General features: G+C 71.5%; 18 protein-coding genes and 2 pseudogenes. 9 read left to right on the forward strand and 11 right to left on the reverse strand.

Features of this window, described 5'->3' with window-relative positions; genetic code table 11:
• Window positions 1–318: 318 nt before the first annotated feature.
• The gene (locus K7G61_RS16305; RefSeq protein ID WP_225847565.1) at window positions 319–2,337 is read left to right on the forward strand and encodes an NPCBM/NEW2 domain-containing protein; all 2,019 of its coding nucleotides are present in this window, start codon (window positions 319–321) and stop codon (window positions 2,335–2,337) included.
• Window positions 2,338–2,580: 243 nt separating this feature from the next.
• Here K7G61_RS16305 and K7G61_RS16310 read toward each other — a convergent pair whose 3' ends face one another.
• On the reverse strand, window positions 2,581–3,285 hold the full coding sequence (locus K7G61_RS16310; RefSeq protein ID WP_225847566.1) for an SDR family oxidoreductase: 705 nt from the start codon (window positions 3,283–3,285) through the stop codon (window positions 2,581–2,583).
• 138 nt (window positions 3,286–3,423) lie between these two features.
• Between K7G61_RS16310 and K7G61_RS16315 the strand changes: the two genes are divergently transcribed.
• Window positions 3,424–4,077 (forward strand): TetR/AcrR family transcriptional regulator, encoded by a 654-nt coding sequence (locus tag K7G61_RS16315; RefSeq protein WP_225847567.1) that lies wholly within the window; start codon window positions 3,424–3,426, stop codon window positions 4,075–4,077.
• An 84-nt stretch (window positions 4,078–4,161) separates the two neighbouring features.
• On the opposite strand, the gene K7G61_RS16320 is transcribed toward K7G61_RS16315, so the two are convergent.
• Window positions 4,162–4,716 (reverse strand): NAD(P)-binding domain-containing protein, encoded by a 555-nt coding sequence (locus tag K7G61_RS16320; protein WP_225847568.1) that lies wholly within the window; start codon window positions 4,714–4,716, stop codon window positions 4,162–4,164.
• 282 nt (window positions 4,717–4,998) lie between these two features.
• On the opposite strand from K7G61_RS16320, the gene K7G61_RS16325 reads away from it, so the two are divergent.
• Entirely contained in the window at window positions 4,999–5,580 is a 582-nt protein-coding gene (locus K7G61_RS16325) for a lytic transglycosylase domain-containing protein (RefSeq protein WP_225847569.1), read from the forward strand.
• A gap of 459 nt (window positions 5,581–6,039) precedes the next feature.
• Here the strand turns inward: K7G61_RS16325 and K7G61_RS37295 are convergent, their stop codons facing one another.
• Complete coding sequence (locus tag K7G61_RS37295) at window positions 6,040–6,954, reverse strand: FG-GAP repeat domain-containing protein (RefSeq protein WP_374204142.1); 915 nt, start codon at window positions 6,952–6,954, stop codon at window positions 6,040–6,042.
• Window positions 6,955–7,075: 121 nt separating this feature from the next.
• A complete protein-coding gene (locus K7G61_RS16335) occupies window positions 7,076–8,095 on the reverse strand; it encodes a hypothetical protein (RefSeq protein ID WP_225847571.1) in 1,020 nt (339 codons plus the stop codon).
• Here K7G61_RS16335 and K7G61_RS16340 point away from each other — a divergent pair.
• Both K7G61_RS16340 and K7G61_RS16345 read left to right on the forward strand, forming a co-directional pair.
• Window positions 8,094–8,636, forward strand: a complete 543-nt coding sequence (locus K7G61_RS16340; RefSeq protein WP_225847572.1) for a hypothetical protein — start codon at window positions 8,094–8,096, stop codon at window positions 8,634–8,636. The two genes, K7G61_RS16335 and K7G61_RS16340, sit on opposite strands and share 2 nt — an antisense overlap.
• 33 nt (window positions 8,637–8,669) lie before the next feature.
• Window positions 8,670–9,564 (forward strand): annotated as a pseudogene (locus K7G61_RS16345) (hypothetical protein).
• Between the two features lie 93 nt (window positions 9,565–9,657).
• Here the strand turns inward: K7G61_RS16345 and K7G61_RS16350 are convergent.
• Both K7G61_RS16350 and K7G61_RS16355 read right to left on the reverse strand, forming a co-directional pair.
• Complete coding sequence (locus K7G61_RS16350; RefSeq protein WP_225847573.1) at window positions 9,658–10,137, reverse strand: macro domain-containing protein; 480 nt, start codon at window positions 10,135–10,137, stop codon at window positions 9,658–9,660.
• A 9-nt stretch (window positions 10,138–10,146) separates the two neighbouring features.
• Complete coding sequence (locus K7G61_RS16355; RefSeq protein WP_225847574.1) at window positions 10,147–10,419, reverse strand: hypothetical protein; 273 nt, start codon at window positions 10,417–10,419, stop codon at window positions 10,147–10,149.
• A 426-nt stretch (window positions 10,420–10,845) separates the two neighbouring features.
• Between K7G61_RS16355 and K7G61_RS16360 the strand changes: the two genes are divergently transcribed.
• Together K7G61_RS16360 and K7G61_RS16365 are read left to right on the forward strand one after the other, a co-directional pair.
• Window positions 10,846–11,100: a hypothetical protein gene (locus K7G61_RS16360; protein ID WP_225847575.1), complete on the forward strand. Its 255-nt coding sequence runs from the start codon at window positions 10,846–10,848 to the stop codon at window positions 11,098–11,100.
• On the forward strand, window positions 11,097–11,468 hold the full coding sequence (locus tag K7G61_RS16365) for a fic family toxin-antitoxin system, toxin component (protein ID WP_225847576.1): 372 nt from the start codon (window positions 11,097–11,099) through the stop codon (window positions 11,466–11,468). The genes K7G61_RS16360 and K7G61_RS16365 overlap by 4 nt, the downstream gene beginning before the upstream one ends.
• Before the next feature lie 5 nt (window positions 11,469–11,473).
• Here K7G61_RS16365 and K7G61_RS16370 read toward each other — a convergent pair whose 3' ends face one another.
• The 3 genes from K7G61_RS16370 to K7G61_RS16380 form a co-directional block, all read right to left on the reverse strand.
• Window positions 11,474–11,674 (reverse strand): hypothetical protein, encoded by a 201-nt coding sequence (locus K7G61_RS16370; RefSeq protein WP_225847577.1) that lies wholly within the window; start codon window positions 11,672–11,674, stop codon window positions 11,474–11,476.
• Between the two features lie 408 nt (window positions 11,675–12,082).
• Entirely contained in the window at window positions 12,083–12,475 is a 393-nt protein-coding gene (locus tag K7G61_RS16375; RefSeq protein ID WP_225847578.1) for a hypothetical protein, read from the reverse strand.
• Between the two features lie 428 nt (window positions 12,476–12,903).
• Entirely contained in the window at window positions 12,904–13,983 is a 1,080-nt protein-coding gene (locus K7G61_RS16380) for a protein phosphatase 2C domain-containing protein (RefSeq protein ID WP_225847579.1), read from the reverse strand.
• A 177-nt stretch (window positions 13,984–14,160) separates the two neighbouring features.
• Here K7G61_RS16380 and K7G61_RS16385 point away from each other — a divergent pair, with 177 nt between their 5' ends.
• Window positions 14,161–14,370 carry a hypothetical protein gene (locus K7G61_RS16385; protein WP_225847580.1) on the forward strand — a complete coding sequence of 70 codons (210 nt, stop codon included), beginning with the start codon at window positions 14,161–14,163 and terminating at the stop codon, window positions 14,368–14,370.
• Here the strand turns inward: K7G61_RS16385 and K7G61_RS16390 are convergent.
• Window positions 14,367–14,729: a hypothetical protein gene (locus K7G61_RS16390; RefSeq protein ID WP_225847581.1), complete on the reverse strand. Its 363-nt coding sequence runs from the start codon at window positions 14,727–14,729 to the stop codon at window positions 14,367–14,369. The two genes, K7G61_RS16385 and K7G61_RS16390, sit on opposite strands and share 4 nt — an antisense overlap.
• Before the next feature lie 122 nt (window positions 14,730–14,851).
• On the opposite strand from K7G61_RS16390, the gene K7G61_RS16395 reads away from it, so the two are divergent.
• The gene (locus K7G61_RS16395; RefSeq protein WP_225847582.1) at window positions 14,852–15,277 is read left to right on the forward strand and encodes an ATP-binding protein; all 426 of its coding nucleotides are present in this window, start codon (window positions 14,852–14,854) and stop codon (window positions 15,275–15,277) included.
• Window positions 15,278–15,282: 5 nt separating this feature from the next.
• On the opposite strand, the pseudogene K7G61_RS16400 reads toward K7G61_RS16395, so the two are convergent.
• Window positions 15,283–15,962 (reverse strand): annotated as a pseudogene (locus K7G61_RS16400) (transposase).
• Window positions 15,963–16,175 lie beyond the last annotated feature (213 nt).

Raw genomic sequence — 16,175 nt, forward strand, 5'->3', positions numbered from 1 at the left:
GTCGCACTGCGCCTCCACGTTCGCTGATGAGTAGTCAACTCCAAACATATTCAATCGAAGTCGAACAATAGGAGGGTGAGCCCGCCGGAGCAATAGGCAGGACGAAGGTCATCACCGCCGAAGGGCGGAAACTCACTTGTCCTGGTTTGGTGGCCACAGGACGCGGATGACGGGGCAAGGTTGCGGGAGGTGCGGACCGATGAGTTCCTGTCACATCTCTTGACAGTGCACAGGTACCGGGACTGTCATGTGGCCAACTGTTGAGTTGCGTCGGATTCTGTTCCGACGATCCGGCTGGAACCTACGATGGGACCTCGTATGCCGATCACCCGCAGGATCCTGTCCTGCGTCACCGCGGGAGCCATGTGGGCCGGCGGCCTCTCAGTGGCCGCGGTCACGGCCGCCGTCGCCACGGCGCCCGGGGCGGCCGCCGTGGACAACGGCCTCGCCCTCACCCCGCCGATGGGCTTCAACGACTGGAATGCCTTCGGCTGCAACGTCAGCGAGCAACTGATCAAGGACACTGCCGACTACTTCGTCAGCTCCGGGCTGAAGGACGCCGGCTACACCTACGTCAACATCGACGACTGCTGGATGACCCACACCCGCGACGCCTCCGGGCGGCTGGTCCCCGACCCCGTCAAGTTCCCCGACGGCATCAAGGGCACCGCCGACTACGTGCACGCCAAGGGCCTCAAGCTCGGCATCTACGAGGACGCCGGCACCGCGACCTGCGCCGGCTACCCCGGCAGCCTCGGCCACGAGGCCGTCGACGCGCAGACCTTCGCCGACTGGGGCGTGGACTACCTCAAGTACGACAACTGCAACAACAAGAGCGACGGGACCAGGGCCGACTTCGTCAACCGCTACACCGCCATGGGCGACGCGCTCAAGGCGACCGGGCGGCCGATCGTCTACTCCATCTGCGAGTGGGGCCAGGTCCAGCCCTGGGAGTGGGCCGGCGACATCGGCAACCTGTGGCGCACCACCGGCGACATCAGCGACAACTGGGGCAGCCTGAAGTCCATCACGGACGCCAACCTGCCGCTTGCCGCCTACGCCGAGCCCGGCGCCTGGAACGACCCCGACATGCTGGAGGTCGGCAACGGCGGCATGACCGACACCGAGTACCGCACGCACTTCTCGCTGTGGTCGATGATGAACGCGCCGCTGCTCATCGGCACCGACCTGCGCAAGGCCACCCCGGCGACGCTGCAGATCCTGCTCAACAAGGACGTCATCGCGCTCGACCAGGACCCGCTGGGCAAGCAGGCGACCGTGCTGTCCTCCAGCGGCGGCGCCCAGGTGATCGTCAAGCAGCTCGCCGGCGGCGACCGCGCGGTCGCGCTGTTCAACGAGTCCGACCGGCCGCAGCACATCTCCACCACCGCGGCCGCGGCCGGCCTGCCGGCCTCCGACAACGGCTACCTGGTGCGGGACCTGTGGCAGCACCGCGACTTCCAGTCCGCCGGCACGCTCGCCGCGACCGTCCCGGCACACGGCACCGTGCTGCTGCGGGTCGGCACCGACGCGCACGCGATGCAGAACCCGGCCCTCCTCGACGCCGGCGTCACCGGCACCGCTTTCGTCCAGCCCGGCAAGGGCGCCGACATCACCACCTCCGTCACCGACCTCGGCACCGCCCCGGCGCACCAGGTCCAGGTCCGGCTCACCGCACCCGGCGGCTGGTCGGTCCGCCCGGCGGGCGCCACCGGCACCCCGGCGCTGCCCGGCGGCCACACCCTGGCCACCACCTGGCACGTGGACGTGCCCGCCGGCACCGCGACGGGCACCTACGACCTGTCCGGCACCGTCACGTACACCCGCGGCGGCGGCAAGGGCGCCGTCACCGTGCCGCTGGCCGGCCGGATCACCGTCGCCGTCCCGCCACCGGCCGGCACCTCGTACCTGAGCGACCTGCCGTGGCTGTCGGCGAGCAACGGCTGGGGTCCGGTCGAGCGCGACACCAGCAACGGTGAGACGGCCGCGGGCGACGGCCGGCCGATCACCCTGGGCGGCACCGTCTACGCCAAGGGCCTCGGCGTCCACGCCCCCAGCGACGTCGCCTACTACACCGCCGGCACCTGCACCTCGCTGACGGCCACGGTCGGCATCGACGACGAGAAGATGAACAGCAAGGGCTCGGTGGAGTTCGAGGTCCTCGCCGACGGCAAGAAGGTCGCCGACAGCGGGATCGTCACCAGCACCACCGGCGGCCACCCGCTGACCGCCGACATCACCGGCGCCCAGACGGTGGACCTCGTCGTCACCGACGGCGGCGACGGCAACGACAGCGACCACGCCGACTGGGCCGGCGCGCAGATCACCTGCTCCTGACCCCGTCCCCCCGGCCGGTGCCCCCGCTCCCACGCGGGGGCACCGGCCGCCCCGCGCTCAGAACGGCATGGCGGCCAGCCGGTCCCATACGCCCTCGCGGCCCGTGGCCCGGGCGGGGACGAGATGCTCCGGGCGGAGCGGGTCTCAGCCGCGACCCACGAGGGATCGTGATCGCGGTCCTGGTGACCCTCCGTAGCCCCGACGTCGTGGCCTGGACGCGGCAACCGGGCGGCGGTGGCGGGCTCAGCGCGCGAGCTGGGGGTAGAGAGCCGCGACACCGGCGGACAGGCCCGACTTCACCTGCTTGGCCGTGTCGTCCGCGAGGACCTCGAAGTCGCCGGCGGCCAGACCGGCGAGGGCGGTGCGGACGATGTCCGCGGGTGCGGACTTCGGCGCCTGGACCGCCGCCGTCATGTCCGTGTCGACATAGCCCATGTGCAGGGCGGTCACCTGGGTTCCCTGGGCGGCGAGTTCGACCCGCAGGGCGTTGGTGAGCGACCATTCCGCGGCCTTGGCCGCGCTGTAGGCGGCGCTGCCGGGCAGGGCGAGCCAGGACAGCGCGGACAGCACGTTGAGGAAGGCGCCGCCCCCGTTGCGCGCGAGGACCGGCGCGAAGGCCCGGCTGACCGACAGGGTGCCGAGAACGTGCGTCTCGTACTCCCGTCGCCAGTCGGCCAGCTCGCCGTCCAGCAGGGCGGCCCCGGTGGACGTGCCGGCGTTGTTGACCACCAGCGTGACGTCGGGAGCCTGTTCGGCGGCGGCGCGTACGGCCTCGGGGTCGGTGATGTCCAGCCGCAGCGGCACGGCGCCGGGCACGGTGACCTGCCGCGGGTCGCGTGCGGCGGCGTACACCTGCGCGGCGCCCGCGTCGAGCAGCGCCCTGACGAAGTGCTCGCCGATGCCGCGGTTGCCCCCGGTGACGAGTGCGACGGAGCCCTGGATGTCCATGGGAAGCCCTTCGTGATCAAGCTCGTGGTTGTGGGCCGGTTCCGGCCGGGGCTTGCGGGGCCCACTGGAAACCGATCGGTTTCCCCGACTGTAAACCGATCGGTTTCCGATGTCGAGCCGGGGCGCTAACCTGGGCGCATGACCACCACGCCGAAGCTCTCCCCCCGCGACCGGCTGCTCGACACCGCGGCCGCGCTCTTCTACCGGGAGGGCGTGGGTACGGGCATCGACGCGCTGTGCCGGGCCGCGGGTGTCTCGAAGCGCTCGATGTACCAGCTCTTCGACAGCAAGGACGAGGTGTTGGCCGCCGCCTTGGAGCGCCGGGCCCCGGCCCTCAGCGCACTGCTGCTGCCGCCGCCCGGCGAGCCCGAGGCGCCGCGCGACCGTGTCCTGTACGTCTTCCGGCGGCTGGAGGAGGCCGCGGCCTCGCCCGACTACCGCGGCTGTCCCTTCCTGGCCACGCAGGTGGAGTTGAAGGACCCGGGGCATCCGGCCAGCGTGGTGGCCGCACGCGCCAAGCGGGACCTGACCGACTTCTTCCGGGCCGAGGCCGAACGCGCCGGCGTCGCCGATCCCGTCCTGCTCGCCCGGCGCCTCACCGTCGTGTACGACGGGGCCGGCGCCCGCGCCGGCATCGGTTCCGAGGTGCTGGACGGGCTGGCGGTCGGAACCGCGGCGGCGCTGCTGGACGCGGCGGGCATGGGGGACACCGCGGCGGCCACCGGGGCGGACGCCACGCCGGCCACCGCAGCGGGCACGGCGGGCGGCGCGTCCGGCCCGCCGGCCGGCTGACCCTGCCGCCGGAAGCCGGGGGCAGAGCCCCCGGACAGTCCTGGCCCGCCGCCTCAGCCGGCTGGACGGGATTCCGTGGGAGGTTCAGGCCCTGGCCCGGGCGACCAGGCGGGCGGCTTGGACCAGACCGGACGCGCCTGCCTCACCACGTGCCAGGACGTCGTCGGGACATGCGCCGCGCTCGCGTACGGCATGCGCGAAGGGGTGCATGTCCTCGCGCATCAGCGGTTGGAGGTGTTCGGCGAGGTCGGGGGTGATGTCGGTGCCGAGAGCGCGCAGTGCCGCGCTGCCACCGCTGCCGGCGCCGATGGCCTCGATCAGCGTGGGCACGTCGAGACCGATCCGTTCGGCCAGGGCAAGGACGTCTTCGGCGTTCTTCATGTTGGTGATGGTCAGCGCGTCGTTGAACAGCTCGGTGAGCTGTCCGCCTCCCACCGGGCCCATCAGCCGCACGGTGTCGCTGAAAGCCTCGAACACCGGGCGGGCGGCGCGGAAGGTGTCCGAGTGCCCGCCGACGCATGTGGTCAAGGTGCGGGCCCGGGCGCCGGGACCGCCGCCGCTGACCGGTGCGTCAAGACAGACCGCGCCCGCTTCGGCGACGTGCGCGCCGATCCGCTCGGCCTCGGCGGGGTCGCACACATGGCTGGCGATGCCCGGTCGAGTCCGAGTTCGGCGAGCCGCACTCGACGCCGGGGCCTGCCGGAGCCGCGCCGGGTCCTCGCCGACCCGCCGGAGGGGGCTGAAGCGCGGGTCCCCCCGGCCCGCGCCGGGCCGTGAGCCGAGCGTGCCCGTCCGGCCGGCTTGAGGGTGCCGCGCGCGGGCATGCGCTCCCGCAAGGGTGCACGTGAGGTGCCGCCCGGGCGTGGTGCGGACGGCGGGGACGTCGGAAAGAGGGGCGGGATGGCCGGGCGAGGGGTGCGGGTGACGGAACAGGGAGACGGGCCGCGCGGGGGCGCCCGCACGCCGCCGCTGCGTCCCGGCGGTTACGATCCGGCCGACCACGCCGCGGCCTGCGTGCGCAGCGCCGCGCGGGCCGGGGTCCCGCCCCTCCTCGTGCTGACCGTGCTGCACAACGAGGCGTACAAGCCCCACAACCCGCTGCTGGAACGGCTGTGGCAGTGGTGGAAGCCGGGGGCGTCGTACGGCGTGGCCAACATGCACCGGGCGACGTTCGAACAGGTACGGCGCGACCACGGCCTGTCCGGGCGGTGGGAGGACCTGCGCGACGACCCCGCCTTCGCCGTCCACGCGGCCGCCCTGCACCTGGGGGACCTCGACCGCCGCCTGCCGCGGCGGCACGTGCGCCGCTACACCCGGGACGAACTCCTCGCCCTGGGCTACAACGCGGGCGCACACAACATGCGCGCCTTCGCCCGCGGAGTACCCCCGGGCCCCATGGCACGCTCCTACCTGCGGCGTTACCGTGCGCACCGCAGCCGGGCCGCCGACATTCTGGCGGCCCTGGGCACCTGCGGGCCGGATACGGCCGCCGCGTCCGGGTAGCCCGGGCCGCCGTTCGGTGCGCTTCCTCGCGGCGGGGCCCGCGGGGCTGGGGAGGACCGGCTGGGCCCGACGACGGGCAGGCCCGCCGGGCGAAGTGATGGAGTCGACCGCGGCGACCCCGACCGTGACTCAGGACGGGATGAGTACGCGCACCCATGCCGACGGAGCAACAGGGGAGTTGAGTAGGGGCATGGACGCATACCCGAACGCCGGTGCCGACGAGGACACCGACTTCGACGAGGACGACGCGAAGTGGGAGTCGTACCGGGGGCCGCGTACGGCGGGTCCCGACGAGCGCGCCCGCCTGGGGGCCGGCCCGCTGCTCTCGATGATCGCCACGCTGCCCCTGGCAGGACTCGCGTTGGTGTTCGCCTCAGCCTCGGCGATGGCGTGCGACGCGTGCGACGGGGCGAAGGCAGACGCCTTCGACAGCAGCTTCACCGGCGGCTTCCACGTCCTTCAAGCCGTGCTCGGGGTGGCGCTGTCCGTGCTGTTCGCGAGCTGGGTGCTGCCGCTGCGGGAGCGGTACCGCACCGTCCGGACGCTGCTGGCGCTCAGCGCGCCCGTGCTCGTTGTGGTCGGCTTCCTGGCGTTCGCCGAACTGGTGGACTGGCCCAGCCGCTGGGGGTGAGTGGCAGAGCAAGCGGGGGCGGCGGCGATGTCCGCGATGCCGTCGCCGGTCAGGTCGCCGGCGCCGACGATCCGGTTGTAGATTTTCCAGCCGCCGCCGATCAGGACCGGCTTGCCGGTGAAGGCGCCGCTCGCGCCGCGTGCCTTGAACCACAGGTCGCCGTGGGTGTCGCGGGCGACCACGTCACCGTGGCCGTCGCCGTTCAAGTCGCCGTTCAAGTCGCCGGGGCCGGCCGCCGCGGTGTAGTGGCCGCCCGGGATCGTCTCGGACGCGGACGCCCCGATGTTCGTCAGCTCGTTGTAGCTGTTACTGGCGAGCATTCCGCTCTGGCCGTCGTCGGTCGCGGCCACGGCGTACGTCAGCAGGGGGTAGTACCTCGGCGTGAAGCCGGACCCGGAATCCCCGCCCGGGAAGAGCGTGCCGTCCTCCCGCCCCGTGTACACGTAGAGCTCGCCGCTGGCGGTCCGGCCGACGATCTGGCCCTTGCCGAAGTCCGGCTGGTGGCCATCGTTCGCGATCACGTTGTAGCTCGCCAGGCCCGTGGCGACCCGGACGCGGCCCGCGTAGCCGCCGGCCCCGTCGGAGTCGTAGGCGTACAGCGTGCCCGACTCGGTGCGGCCGATGATGTCGCCGCGGCCGTCGCCGTTCCAGTCGAGGCCGAGGAACTGGTCGTACATCTTCCTGCCAGTGCCGATCCGGCGGCGGCCGCAGAGCGTGCCGTCGCTTTCCCGTCGTACAGCCACAGCCGGCCCTGGAGGTCGCGCGCGAGGAGGCAAGCGCGGGGCGGAACCGTGGAAGCCGGCCGCTGACGGCCCCCGGCGCGTCGGCCGGCCACGGCCGTACGACAGATCCTGGCCGCGCCGGTCAGGGCTTGGCGGGTGTGGGCGCCGGGGTGCCCAGCAGCGCGGAAAGGTCACGGGTGTTGGCGGCGTCGAACAGGACCCCGGGCTCGTGGTCGTGGGCTGCGTGTGCGCGCAGCTGCACGATGTGTGCCGCACCGCCTACTACCTTCGCCTGGGGAGCGGTCAGCAGGTCCGACCATGGCTGCGCGGTGCGCTGCGACGTGCCTTGCGCCACCCGGTCCGGCCACGCCGCGGCCAGCGCCTTGGCCGAGGCGTCGTCCTTCGTCGCGACACAGAGGACTTCCTCCTCGTCGGTGGCCGAAGTGGCGGTGACGCCGACACCGAACGGCAACGGCCAGGTCTGCGGATCGGTCTGGATCACCGCGGCACGCGCGTCGCCCAGGCAGCCGGCCAGTCCGGCGTACGCCGGGTCGTCGGCCAGCGTCGGCTTGCCGCTGAGCGCCTGGTCGATGTCGGAGCCGGCGCCGCCGTAGACGATGCGCGTGTCCGACACGTGCACGACGTTGAGCTGCGCCACGATTCCGAGGTCGGCCAGCGGACCGTTCGGGTCGAGCCGGTGGTCGTCGTGCAGGGTCCACACCGTGTCCCCGCCGTCGGCGCGCTTGTGGTAGCCGAGCGCCTGCAGCTTGGTGCCTATCGCGGCGGCGTCGAAGGAGCCGTACAGGACCCCGACCTGGTTCGGCGGCCGGCCGATGGTGATTGCCGAGGTTGCCCGGGTCAGGTCGATGCCGGTCTTGTCCGGCAGGAGTTGGTACTGCGCGGCGATGCCGGACGCGCCGTAGTCGAACAGTTTTGAGAACGGCGCGCTGCCGGTGGTCCGCCCGCCGTCGAGACGGAGCAATCCGGCGGTATCACCGAACTCGAAAGCCGTCTTGGTGAGGTCCGTCGCATGGACCCTGCCCAGCGCGTCGGCCACCGGCCCCCTGCCGCCGCCGGCAGCGCTCTTCGAGCCGCTGCCGGAACAGCCGGCCAGCAGGATCACCGCGACGGCGACCGCCGCAAGTCGTGGACCGGTTCGCATGCGCCGACTCCCCCTGTCGGAACCAAGGCTGACGGCCCGAGAGTTTACCGGCTCGGCCGGCGAGGTCTGCTGGCACCCGAACACCTGGTTGCTGCGCTCCGCGGACCGCCTTGGCCCGGTCTGTCCGGCGCGCGCCCTGACCACGGCCGAACTGCGCCGACGCGGCGTCACAACCGACGTGATCGGCCCGATTACCCTGGTCATCGATCCGCACGGCCCGGCCGGGCGAGCCCGGCACGCCCAGAGCGCGCTGACCGCCCTCGCCGTCCGCCTCGCCCCGCCCGGCATGCCGTTCATCCAGGTCCTGTCCCTGCTCCATGACCAGCTGAATCCCCCCAGGGGCGGACCCTACGTCTGGGGGTGGCGCGGCCATCTTCCTCTGGTCCGCCCGCTGATCCAAACGAAACTGCCTAGCGACCTGAGTCGGAGATTCGTCGGCCGCGTCCCGGCCGACGCCACACCGGCCGTCCTCGGCTTCACCATGGCCGGTCACACCCTCGGACGCGCGGTGTTGATCGCCACTGCCGAAACACCCGCGTGACAGCGCCACCCGCCTCCGGGAGACACCACCGCCATGCACCTCGACGCCCTTCCCGGCTCCGCCCGTACCGGCGGCGGCCCGATGGACCTGAACGCCGTCCGTGACGTCAGCCGCGCCGTCAGCGCCGCCCACCTGTTCATCTATCTCGCCCCCGAGAGCGCCGAGGAGGCGGCCGGGCTCGGCGTGACCGACCGCGGGCCGGCGTATCTGGCCTTCCGGTCGGCCGCGATGGGCGCGGTTCCGTGGCAGGTCACGCTCGCGGCCTTTTACAACTGCAGCCCGCGGGCAGTGCGGGCCATGGCGGGCGTATGGGAGGCGGCGCCGCCGGAGCAGTGGCAGGCCGCCCGTTACCTGGCCGCCGGACGGGCGATGCGGCGCGTCAACGTACATCTCAGGGATGACCACCTTGCCGAGGCGCGCTTGCTGATCGACGCGGTCGTCGCCGGCGCCGACTACGCCGGAAAGGTGCTGGCGGCCGCGAACGCAGCGGTCCCGCTTCCATCCGATCCCCTTGTCGCACTGTGGCAGCAGATCACGGTGGCGCGCGAGTGGCGGCGACGCGTATCTCGTCGTACTCGCCGACAACGGCCTCCGACCGTGCGACTGCCTCGTCCTGCACACCGCAACCGGCCGCCTCCCCACCGCTCTCGCGCGAGCGACCCGCCAGTGGGACGACGAGGAGTGCAGCGCGGCGACAGCACGCCTCGTCGCGCGCGGCTGGCTCGACTCCCACGGCGTTGTCACCGACACCGGCAGCGCGGCACGCGAGCGCATCGAAGTGGAGACAGACGAGCACTGCGCCGCGCTGTGGGCACCGATCGGCAACGCAGGCGCCCGCCGCTTCGCCTCGCTCATCGCGCCGATCACCAACGCGTTCACCGCAGCAGGAACGTTCCAGGCCGTTCCCGGACAGTCTGATCTCGCATGAACAGTCCTTTGCGCGAGCAAAATCAATCACCAATCCGCCGGGCCCCGCCGATCCCGGATTCGCTCTTGAAGAACCAAACACCCACTTAGCTGATCACGCCTGGTAGTCGTAGATGGTGACGGGTATCCCTTGTTCGGTCAGTCTGCGGACGACGAGGGGTTCCACCCGGCTCCATTTCCCGCCGGCCAGGCCGCAGCCGATGCGGGGCATGTGGACCGATGCGTGGAGCTGAAGGGCGCGGTCGGCAAGCGTGGCCAGAGCGGTGTCGATCGCCTCGTACCGCACCGGTGGGCCGTTGCTGCCGGTACGGATGCCGTGCTGGCCGATCATGTTGGCCACCCACAGCAGCCGGTCCACCTGGACGAGCTGGACGGCTCCGAGGCCGAAGCCGTTCGATGCCCGTTCCCGGTGCCAGCGGCGGTAGGCCGCCTCCGGCTCGGGCCAGCGCCTGGAGACCGCGAGCACGAATCCCTTGCCCCAGCCGCCCCGGTCATTGCACAAGTGCCCGATGATCTTCGGTCCCCCGCTGTGCGGCTGGGTCGCGTCCCCCCGCACGTAGGTGATCTCCTCCATACCCGGACCCTACGGCTGAGCACCGACAGACGTTGGCGTCCGCGCCGCCCACCGGCCGTTGCCGGTCAGCGCCTGCGCCCGCCCGGGCCGGTCAGCGCCGGGCCGCAGCCAGCGGTGCACCTGCTGGACGACGGGCGCGGGTTCGTCCGAGAGCCTGCCGTACCTGTGGGTGGCGGCCGGGAGGTGGATCTGCAGGTCGTACCACCATGTCGTGTCGGCCTCGCAACGCCGGCGCTTGACGACGGCGTACAGGTGCTGGCCGTCGTGGAGTTCCACGCGCACCAGCGGCCCGTCGGCCAGGGCAGGTCTTCCGGGCTGCCCGCGTCCTCGCTCACGGCTCCAGGCTAGTTCGATTCTCCGTTCGATTCCATGGTGGAACAGCCTCCACTACCGCACCCGGCGGGAGTTGTTCTGTGCCACCGAACCTTGATCGTGTGCCATCGAACTTTGACAAGCGCGAGTTCGTGTCATCGAAGTTTGATCAGTCCCACCCGGGTCCGGGCCCGCGGCATCAACCGAACCCAGTAGCCGCTGGGCCCGGCTCCGCCCACGGTCGGCGGCATGGCTGACGAGCGCTTCGGATATCCACGGCTTGCCGCCATCTATGACCCCTCGACCCCGACAACGGCGGCCGCCACCCGAACGGGCGACGGCAACCGTCCCCGAAGCAGGTTGTAGCGGCTCGTAGACGCCGCTACGCTCGACGCCATGGGACTGAAGCAGATCAACATCAGGGTCGACGAGGAGAAGGACCTGCCCGGCATCGAGGCCCGTGCGAAGGCGGCCGGCATGAGCGTGACGGAGTACGTGACGACGCTGGCGACCGACGCGGGAAACGACCTGCGGCACCGCTTCCTGCAGGCCGGCGCCCACTTCGCGGACGCCTGGGCCGAGGACTTCGCCGAGCAGTTCGGCCGCCCCCCGGCCAAGGACACCGGCCGGGATGACGTGAACGCCGCGTGATCGTCACCATCGACCGGGCCTGGCTCCTCGACCTCGCGCAGAAGTCGATCCCCGGCGACCCCGACACCGTCGACTTCGGGACGATGGCGGCAGCCGTCGCTCGCCATACCGACAAGGTCATGGACACCTACGTCTACACCGACGTGCACCACCGCGCGGCCGCCCTGATGCACCAGCTCGTGCGCGTACCCGGCCTGGAATACGGCAACGAGCTGTTCGGCGCGGTGGTCGCCGCCTCCTACCTGACCGCCTCCGGCGTGGCCGTCACCGCCACCGGCAAGCAGGCCGCCGAGCTGGCCGCGCGCATCCGCGACGGCCTTGACGTGCGCAGCGTCGCCGAGGAGATCCGGGGCTGGATCGGCGCGTAGCCGGGTCAGCGGGCCGCCCGGCAGATGTCGGACGGGGCCGCCGGGAAGACCGTGCGCTGGGCCCGGTCGTCCTGCCGGTCCTCGCCCCCGATCGCCTGGCAGGCGCGGGCGATGTTCAGCGCGTCGATGCGGTCGGGGTCGCCGTCCAGCGCGGTACGCAGCACCGCCGACGCTGACTCCGCGGACCGGGCAGGGCCTGCAGCCACGGCAGGTGCGTGGTCATCTCCAGCCGGCAATGCCGCTCAACTCGTCGGTCGCCGCGCGCAGCGTGCGGGCCCGCTCATTGGTGCTCAGCTTCTCGTCGTGGACGGGCCGTGCCAGGGCCGCGACCCGTGGGACCAGTGCGGCCGCGTCGGGGGACGGGTCCGCGTCGGTGAAGGTGCCTGGTCATCCGCCGTGGCGCAATGGCCGGCCGGCGCGCAGCGCAAGAGCGGAGGACCGCTGGCGTCCGCTGCCAGGCTCGATCAGGCCAGGACGTCACCGTGGCCTGGCCGGACCTGGCAGCGGCAGGCCGGCCTTCGCCGGGGCTGATCGGTGTTGCGTAAGGCTCCGGGGTGAATCGGCGCAGCTCAGCAGCGATACGGAGGTAGCTGTCGGGCGCAACAGGTGCTGCGCTACCCCTCGCCGGGGTGATGCGTCGCCCGGGACAGACGTCTTTCGTCGGACCAGGCCAGGGGTGAGGAGGCGTCGCCCAGGAGCAGGGGCGCCAGCGTCTGGTGAGACGTGGCAGGAGGCTCGGTGTCGGTAAGGAGGGGCCGCCGGCCGCCTGCTGCGGCGAGGAGCCGGGCCGTCGCCGGTGCGGCTCCGTCCGGGTCCATCATGCCCGCCCGCTGGGCGAAGGCGAGGGCCACGGCCGTCGACAGCCCGCGGGCGGTCGAAGTCTTGCCCGCACCGACGCGGCGGTATCGCCCGGTGGTGAAGTTCGCTTCGGTGATGCGCCGTACGGCCGCGAGGTCGGGGCGCGCGGGCCGCGGCGCGGTCAGGGCGCGGGCCTGGGCGCCAGTCATGCCAGTGGCTGCGACGAGGGCCTTCACGGCGGTCTCGGGCAGGGGGGCCGGCGGCGACTTCGTCGAGGTGGTCGCCGGCCGAGGCGCCGGGCTGGAGGCCGAGGAGTTCCATGGTGCGGTGCCGGGACGCGGCGGCCGGCTGTCCTGTCCCAGATAACTGTGGGCAGGGTGGGGCTCTGACCCTGGGTGCCTACGGTTGAGGGGGACAAGCCGGGACGGTTGTGTCCCGCCCAACCGTAGGCAGCGTGATGTTCATCCGCGGAGCCGGGCCGGCAGGCGCCGTTGAGTCGGTCGCGACGTGTCGGCTGTCGTGGCCTTGGGAGCCGGCTTGGCTTTCCTGACTTGTTGGAAGAGCCGGTATTCGTCGGCTTCACGGATGAGTTCGTGGGAGCGGATCCGGTGCAACTCGAAGTGCATGCCGCTCGCTCCTACTGCTGGAGCTCCATGACGTCTGCGACCACGCAGCTGACGTTGTCGGGGCCGCCGGAGCTGATGGCGAGGGTGATGAGTTCGCGGACGGCCTGCTGGGGTGTGCTGATCTCGCAGAGCACTCGGCGAATGTGTTCGGTCGGCACGACGGTCGACAGACCGTCGGAGCAGAGCAGATATCGATCTCCCCGCTGGGCGTCGTGCAGCCGCATGTCAGCAGTGGTATCGGCTCCTTGGCCCAGGGCTCGGACCAGCAGTGACCGCTGGGGGTGGGAGGCGGCTTCTTCCGGGGTGAGCCGTCCTTCGTCGACCATCGACTGGACCATGGTGTGGTCGTGGGTGATCTGGCACAGGTCTTTGTCGCGCAGGAGGTAGACGCGGGAGTCGCCGATGTGGACGAGGCCCAGCTGTGTTCCGGTCCAGAGCATCGCGGTGAGTGTCGTGCCGGTTTCTTCGGGCGAAGCGCCGCTCCCGGCGGCGTCGTGCACGGCCTGTCTGGCCTGTTCGATGACGTCTTCGAGGACGTTGAGGAGACTGCCGGCCGGGATGCTGTCGGTTTCGAGGTGCTTGAGTGCGTTGACGGCGGCTGTGCTGGCAGGGGCTCCTTGGCTGCCGCAGCCGTCGGCGACGGCGAGCAGGCGGGGACCGGCGTAGGCGGTGTCCTGGTTGGTCTCGCGGACCAGGCCCGTGTCGGACAGAGCGGCGTAGCGGATTCCCAGGGGCTTGGCGGTGGGGGACATGGCAGGGTCCTTCCAGGACAGATGGTCGATGAGGAAGGTGGCCAGGTCCCGCCGTGCGGCAGTGGCGGCCTCGAGCTGGACCCAGAACGCGCGGACCTCCTGGGCTGCCGCGGCTGCATCCAGCGTGCAGACGCGGCGGATGCGGGCCAGAGGCATTCCCAGGCGGCGGAGCCAGGCGACCAGCCTGGCCTGCTCCAGTTGTTCGGGTGCGTAGAGGCGGTAGCCGGTGACCGGGTCGACACGAGCGGGGGTCAGCAGACCGAGTTCGTCGTAAAGACGCAGTGCCTTCGGCGACAGCCGGGACGCCTTCGCGAACGCCCCGATGGTCAGCAGCCCCATGCCCGCTCCTCCTCACGTCGGGCACATCGCCCGGCTCCCTCATGCTGTGGCTTCCCCCAAGGTGAAGGTCAACCAAGGCACTGCTCGGCTGCGTCCGGATTGGCGATGAGTGTGGCCGCGCCCTCGGGGTTGCCGACGAATCGGGCTAAGCCCAGGCTCCGCTGCCGGCCAGGTTGCTTGACCTCGCGAGCAAGCAGCCCACCACTGGACGGCCGGCCCCCCGACCAGCAGCGGATCACCACCAAGTCCCGCGAGAAGGTGGTGCGAGCGCTGCGGAACGCCGACCGGAAACTGAACGAGGAGAACGAACGGCTCCGCAACGAACTCGCCGTGGCCCTCGGACAGCTCCGCGACCTTCGCCGAAGCATCCCCGCCTCACGTGGCTAGGGTCCAGCCTTGGGGGGCGGCCCGACATCGGCGAACCGGCGGATCCGGTCCTTGTCGGCGGTCTCGTCGGAGGCGTCGAAGTGCCGTACCTGGTTCCACCAGCGATCATGGTCATAGCCCTCGCAGTGATTGAACTCGTGGGCCGTACTGCGTAGCCGCTGCCACTCGCGCACGATCGCGGCCCGCTGCCACCTCTCGGGCCGCTCCACCGCGAGCAGGGTGGAGAGGAACCCGGCCGAGTCGCAGACCAGGCGGAGCAGAGACCGCATTGCGAAGGACTTCTCACCCGTCTCGCCGACCTCCTCGTACCCCCGCCCCAGCCGGACATTGAGCAACGTCTCCAGAGCGCCGACGTCCAAAGGCTCGGACGCCCTGAGTAATTGTCAAATCCTGTGGACGAGCTGGTGTGACCGCATGACCGGGTCGGGGACGTCTGCCCGGTTCTGGCCTGGACGGCGGTCGGGGGTGCGGGGGTGTCGTCATGTTGATCGTGATGGCGGGGCTGCCCGGTTCGGGGAAGAGTTCGCTGGCTGAGGCGTTGGGGCGGAGGCTGGCTGCTCCGGTTGTCTCTGTCGATCCGATCGAGGCGGCGATGTGGCGTGCGGGAGTGGCTCGTGGCCAGCCCACCGGCCTGGCGGCGTATGTCGTGGCCGAAGCCGTGGCCGGTGGCGTGCTCGCCCTTGGCCAGACGGTGATCGTCGACGCGGTCAACGCCGTGGAAGCGGCGAGGGATCAGTGGCGGTCGCTGGCGGGTCGATCTGGCGTGCCGATGGCGTTCATCGAGGTGGTGTGCTCGGACCCGCTGGTGCACCGCCGGCGGCTGGAAGGCCGCTCCCGCGGGATCGACGGCTTCCCGGAACCGACGTGGGAGGCAGTGGAACGGCTGCGGGAGGAGGTCGCCCCCTGAACCGATCACCGCCTGGTACTGGATGCGGTGACCGACGTGTCGTCGAACGTGACGGCGGCTGTCGAGTTCCTGGCGGCGGTTTCCTGAGCGGCGTGGGGCTCACGGCAGGAGCGTTGGGCCATCAGGCAGCGGCGCCCTGCTCCTCGCGCTCGACCAGGACGCCGTTGTCGAACCGGGCGCGGGAACGAACCCAGGGGGACGAGGTGGGCTCCGGTGATCGCGCGCCGGCGGTCCTGGGCGGACTCGACGAGCTTGAACACCATCGCGAGGGCCGCGGCCGGGCTTCCGGCGCCGCGGGTGACCTTGGTGCGGAGCTTGGCCGTGGAGAAGGTCGACTCGATGGGGTTGGTGGTCCGCAGGTGGATCCAGTGCTCGGCCGGGAAGTCGTAGAACGCCAGCAGCTCCTCGCGGTCGTCGGTGATCTTCGCGACGGCCTTGGGCCATTTCGTGCCGTGGGTCTTCGCGACCGCCGCGATCGCCTTCTCGGCGTGGGCGCGTCCTGGGCGTTGTAGATCTCCTGCACGGCCCTCGTTGCGCCTGGTTGGGCGGACTTCGGCAAGGCGTCCGTGACATTCCGGGCTCTATGGACCCAGCGCCTCTGGTGCCGTGCAGTGGGGAAAACCTCGGCCAGGGCCTTCCACAGGCTCATCACGCCGGCGCCGATGACCAGCTCCGGGTCGCGCATGCCGCGCCGCCGGCAGTCGCGCAGCAGGCCGCCCACGACTCGGTCGACTCCCGCAGTCCCTCAGCGAGCGCGATCAGCTACTTGGTGCTGTCCAATCGCACGCCGAGCAGGACCAGGACGCACGAGTGTGCCTGGCCGAGCCGGACCTTGGGGTGCACTCCGTCGACCCAAAAACGTAGACGAAGTCGCGGTCGGACAGGTCGCGGTCCTGGA

This window comes from Streptomyces sp. HPF1205, assembly GCF_020400825.1.
In the GTDB taxonomy this organism is placed as follows: Bacteria; Actinomycetota; Actinomycetes; order Streptomycetales; family Streptomycetaceae; genus Actinacidiphila.

Bases quoted from the DNA above. Each gene is read 5' to 3' on its own strand.
- K7G61_RS16340 (WP_225847572.1), top strand. From the start codon at position 8,094: ATGCGCCGACTCCCCCTGTCGGAACCAAGGCTGACGGCCCGAGAGTTT.
- K7G61_RS16375 (WP_225847578.1), bottom strand. From the start codon at position 12,475: ATGACTGGCGCCCAGGCCCGCGCCCTGACCGCGCCGCGGCCCGCGCGC.
- K7G61_RS16360 (WP_225847575.1), top strand. From the start codon at position 10,846: ATGGGACTGAAGCAGATCAACATCAGGGTCGACGAGGAGAAGGACCTG.
- K7G61_RS16380 (WP_225847579.1), bottom strand. From the start codon at position 13,983: ATGGGGCTGCTGACCATCGGGGCGTTCGCGAAGGCGTCCCGGCTGTCG.
- K7G61_RS16315 (WP_225847567.1), top strand. From the start codon at position 3,424: ATGACCACCACGCCGAAGCTCTCCCCCCGCGACCGGCTGCTCGACACC.
- K7G61_RS16305 (WP_225847565.1), top strand. From the start codon at position 319: ATGCCGATCACCCGCAGGATCCTGTCCTGCGTCACCGCGGGAGCCATG.
- K7G61_RS16335 (WP_225847571.1), bottom strand. From the start codon at position 8,095: ATGCGAACCGGTCCACGACTTGCGGCGGTCGCCGTCGCGGTGATCCTG.
- K7G61_RS16350 (WP_225847573.1), bottom strand. From the start codon at position 10,137: ATGGAGGAGATCACCTACGTGCGGGGGGACGCGACCCAGCCGCACAGC.
- K7G61_RS16395 (WP_225847582.1), top strand. From the start codon at position 14,852: ATGTTGATCGTGATGGCGGGGCTGCCCGGTTCGGGGAAGAGTTCGCTG.
- K7G61_RS16310 (WP_225847566.1), bottom strand. From the start codon at position 3,285: ATGGACATCCAGGGCTCCGTCGCACTCGTCACCGGGGGCAACCGCGGC.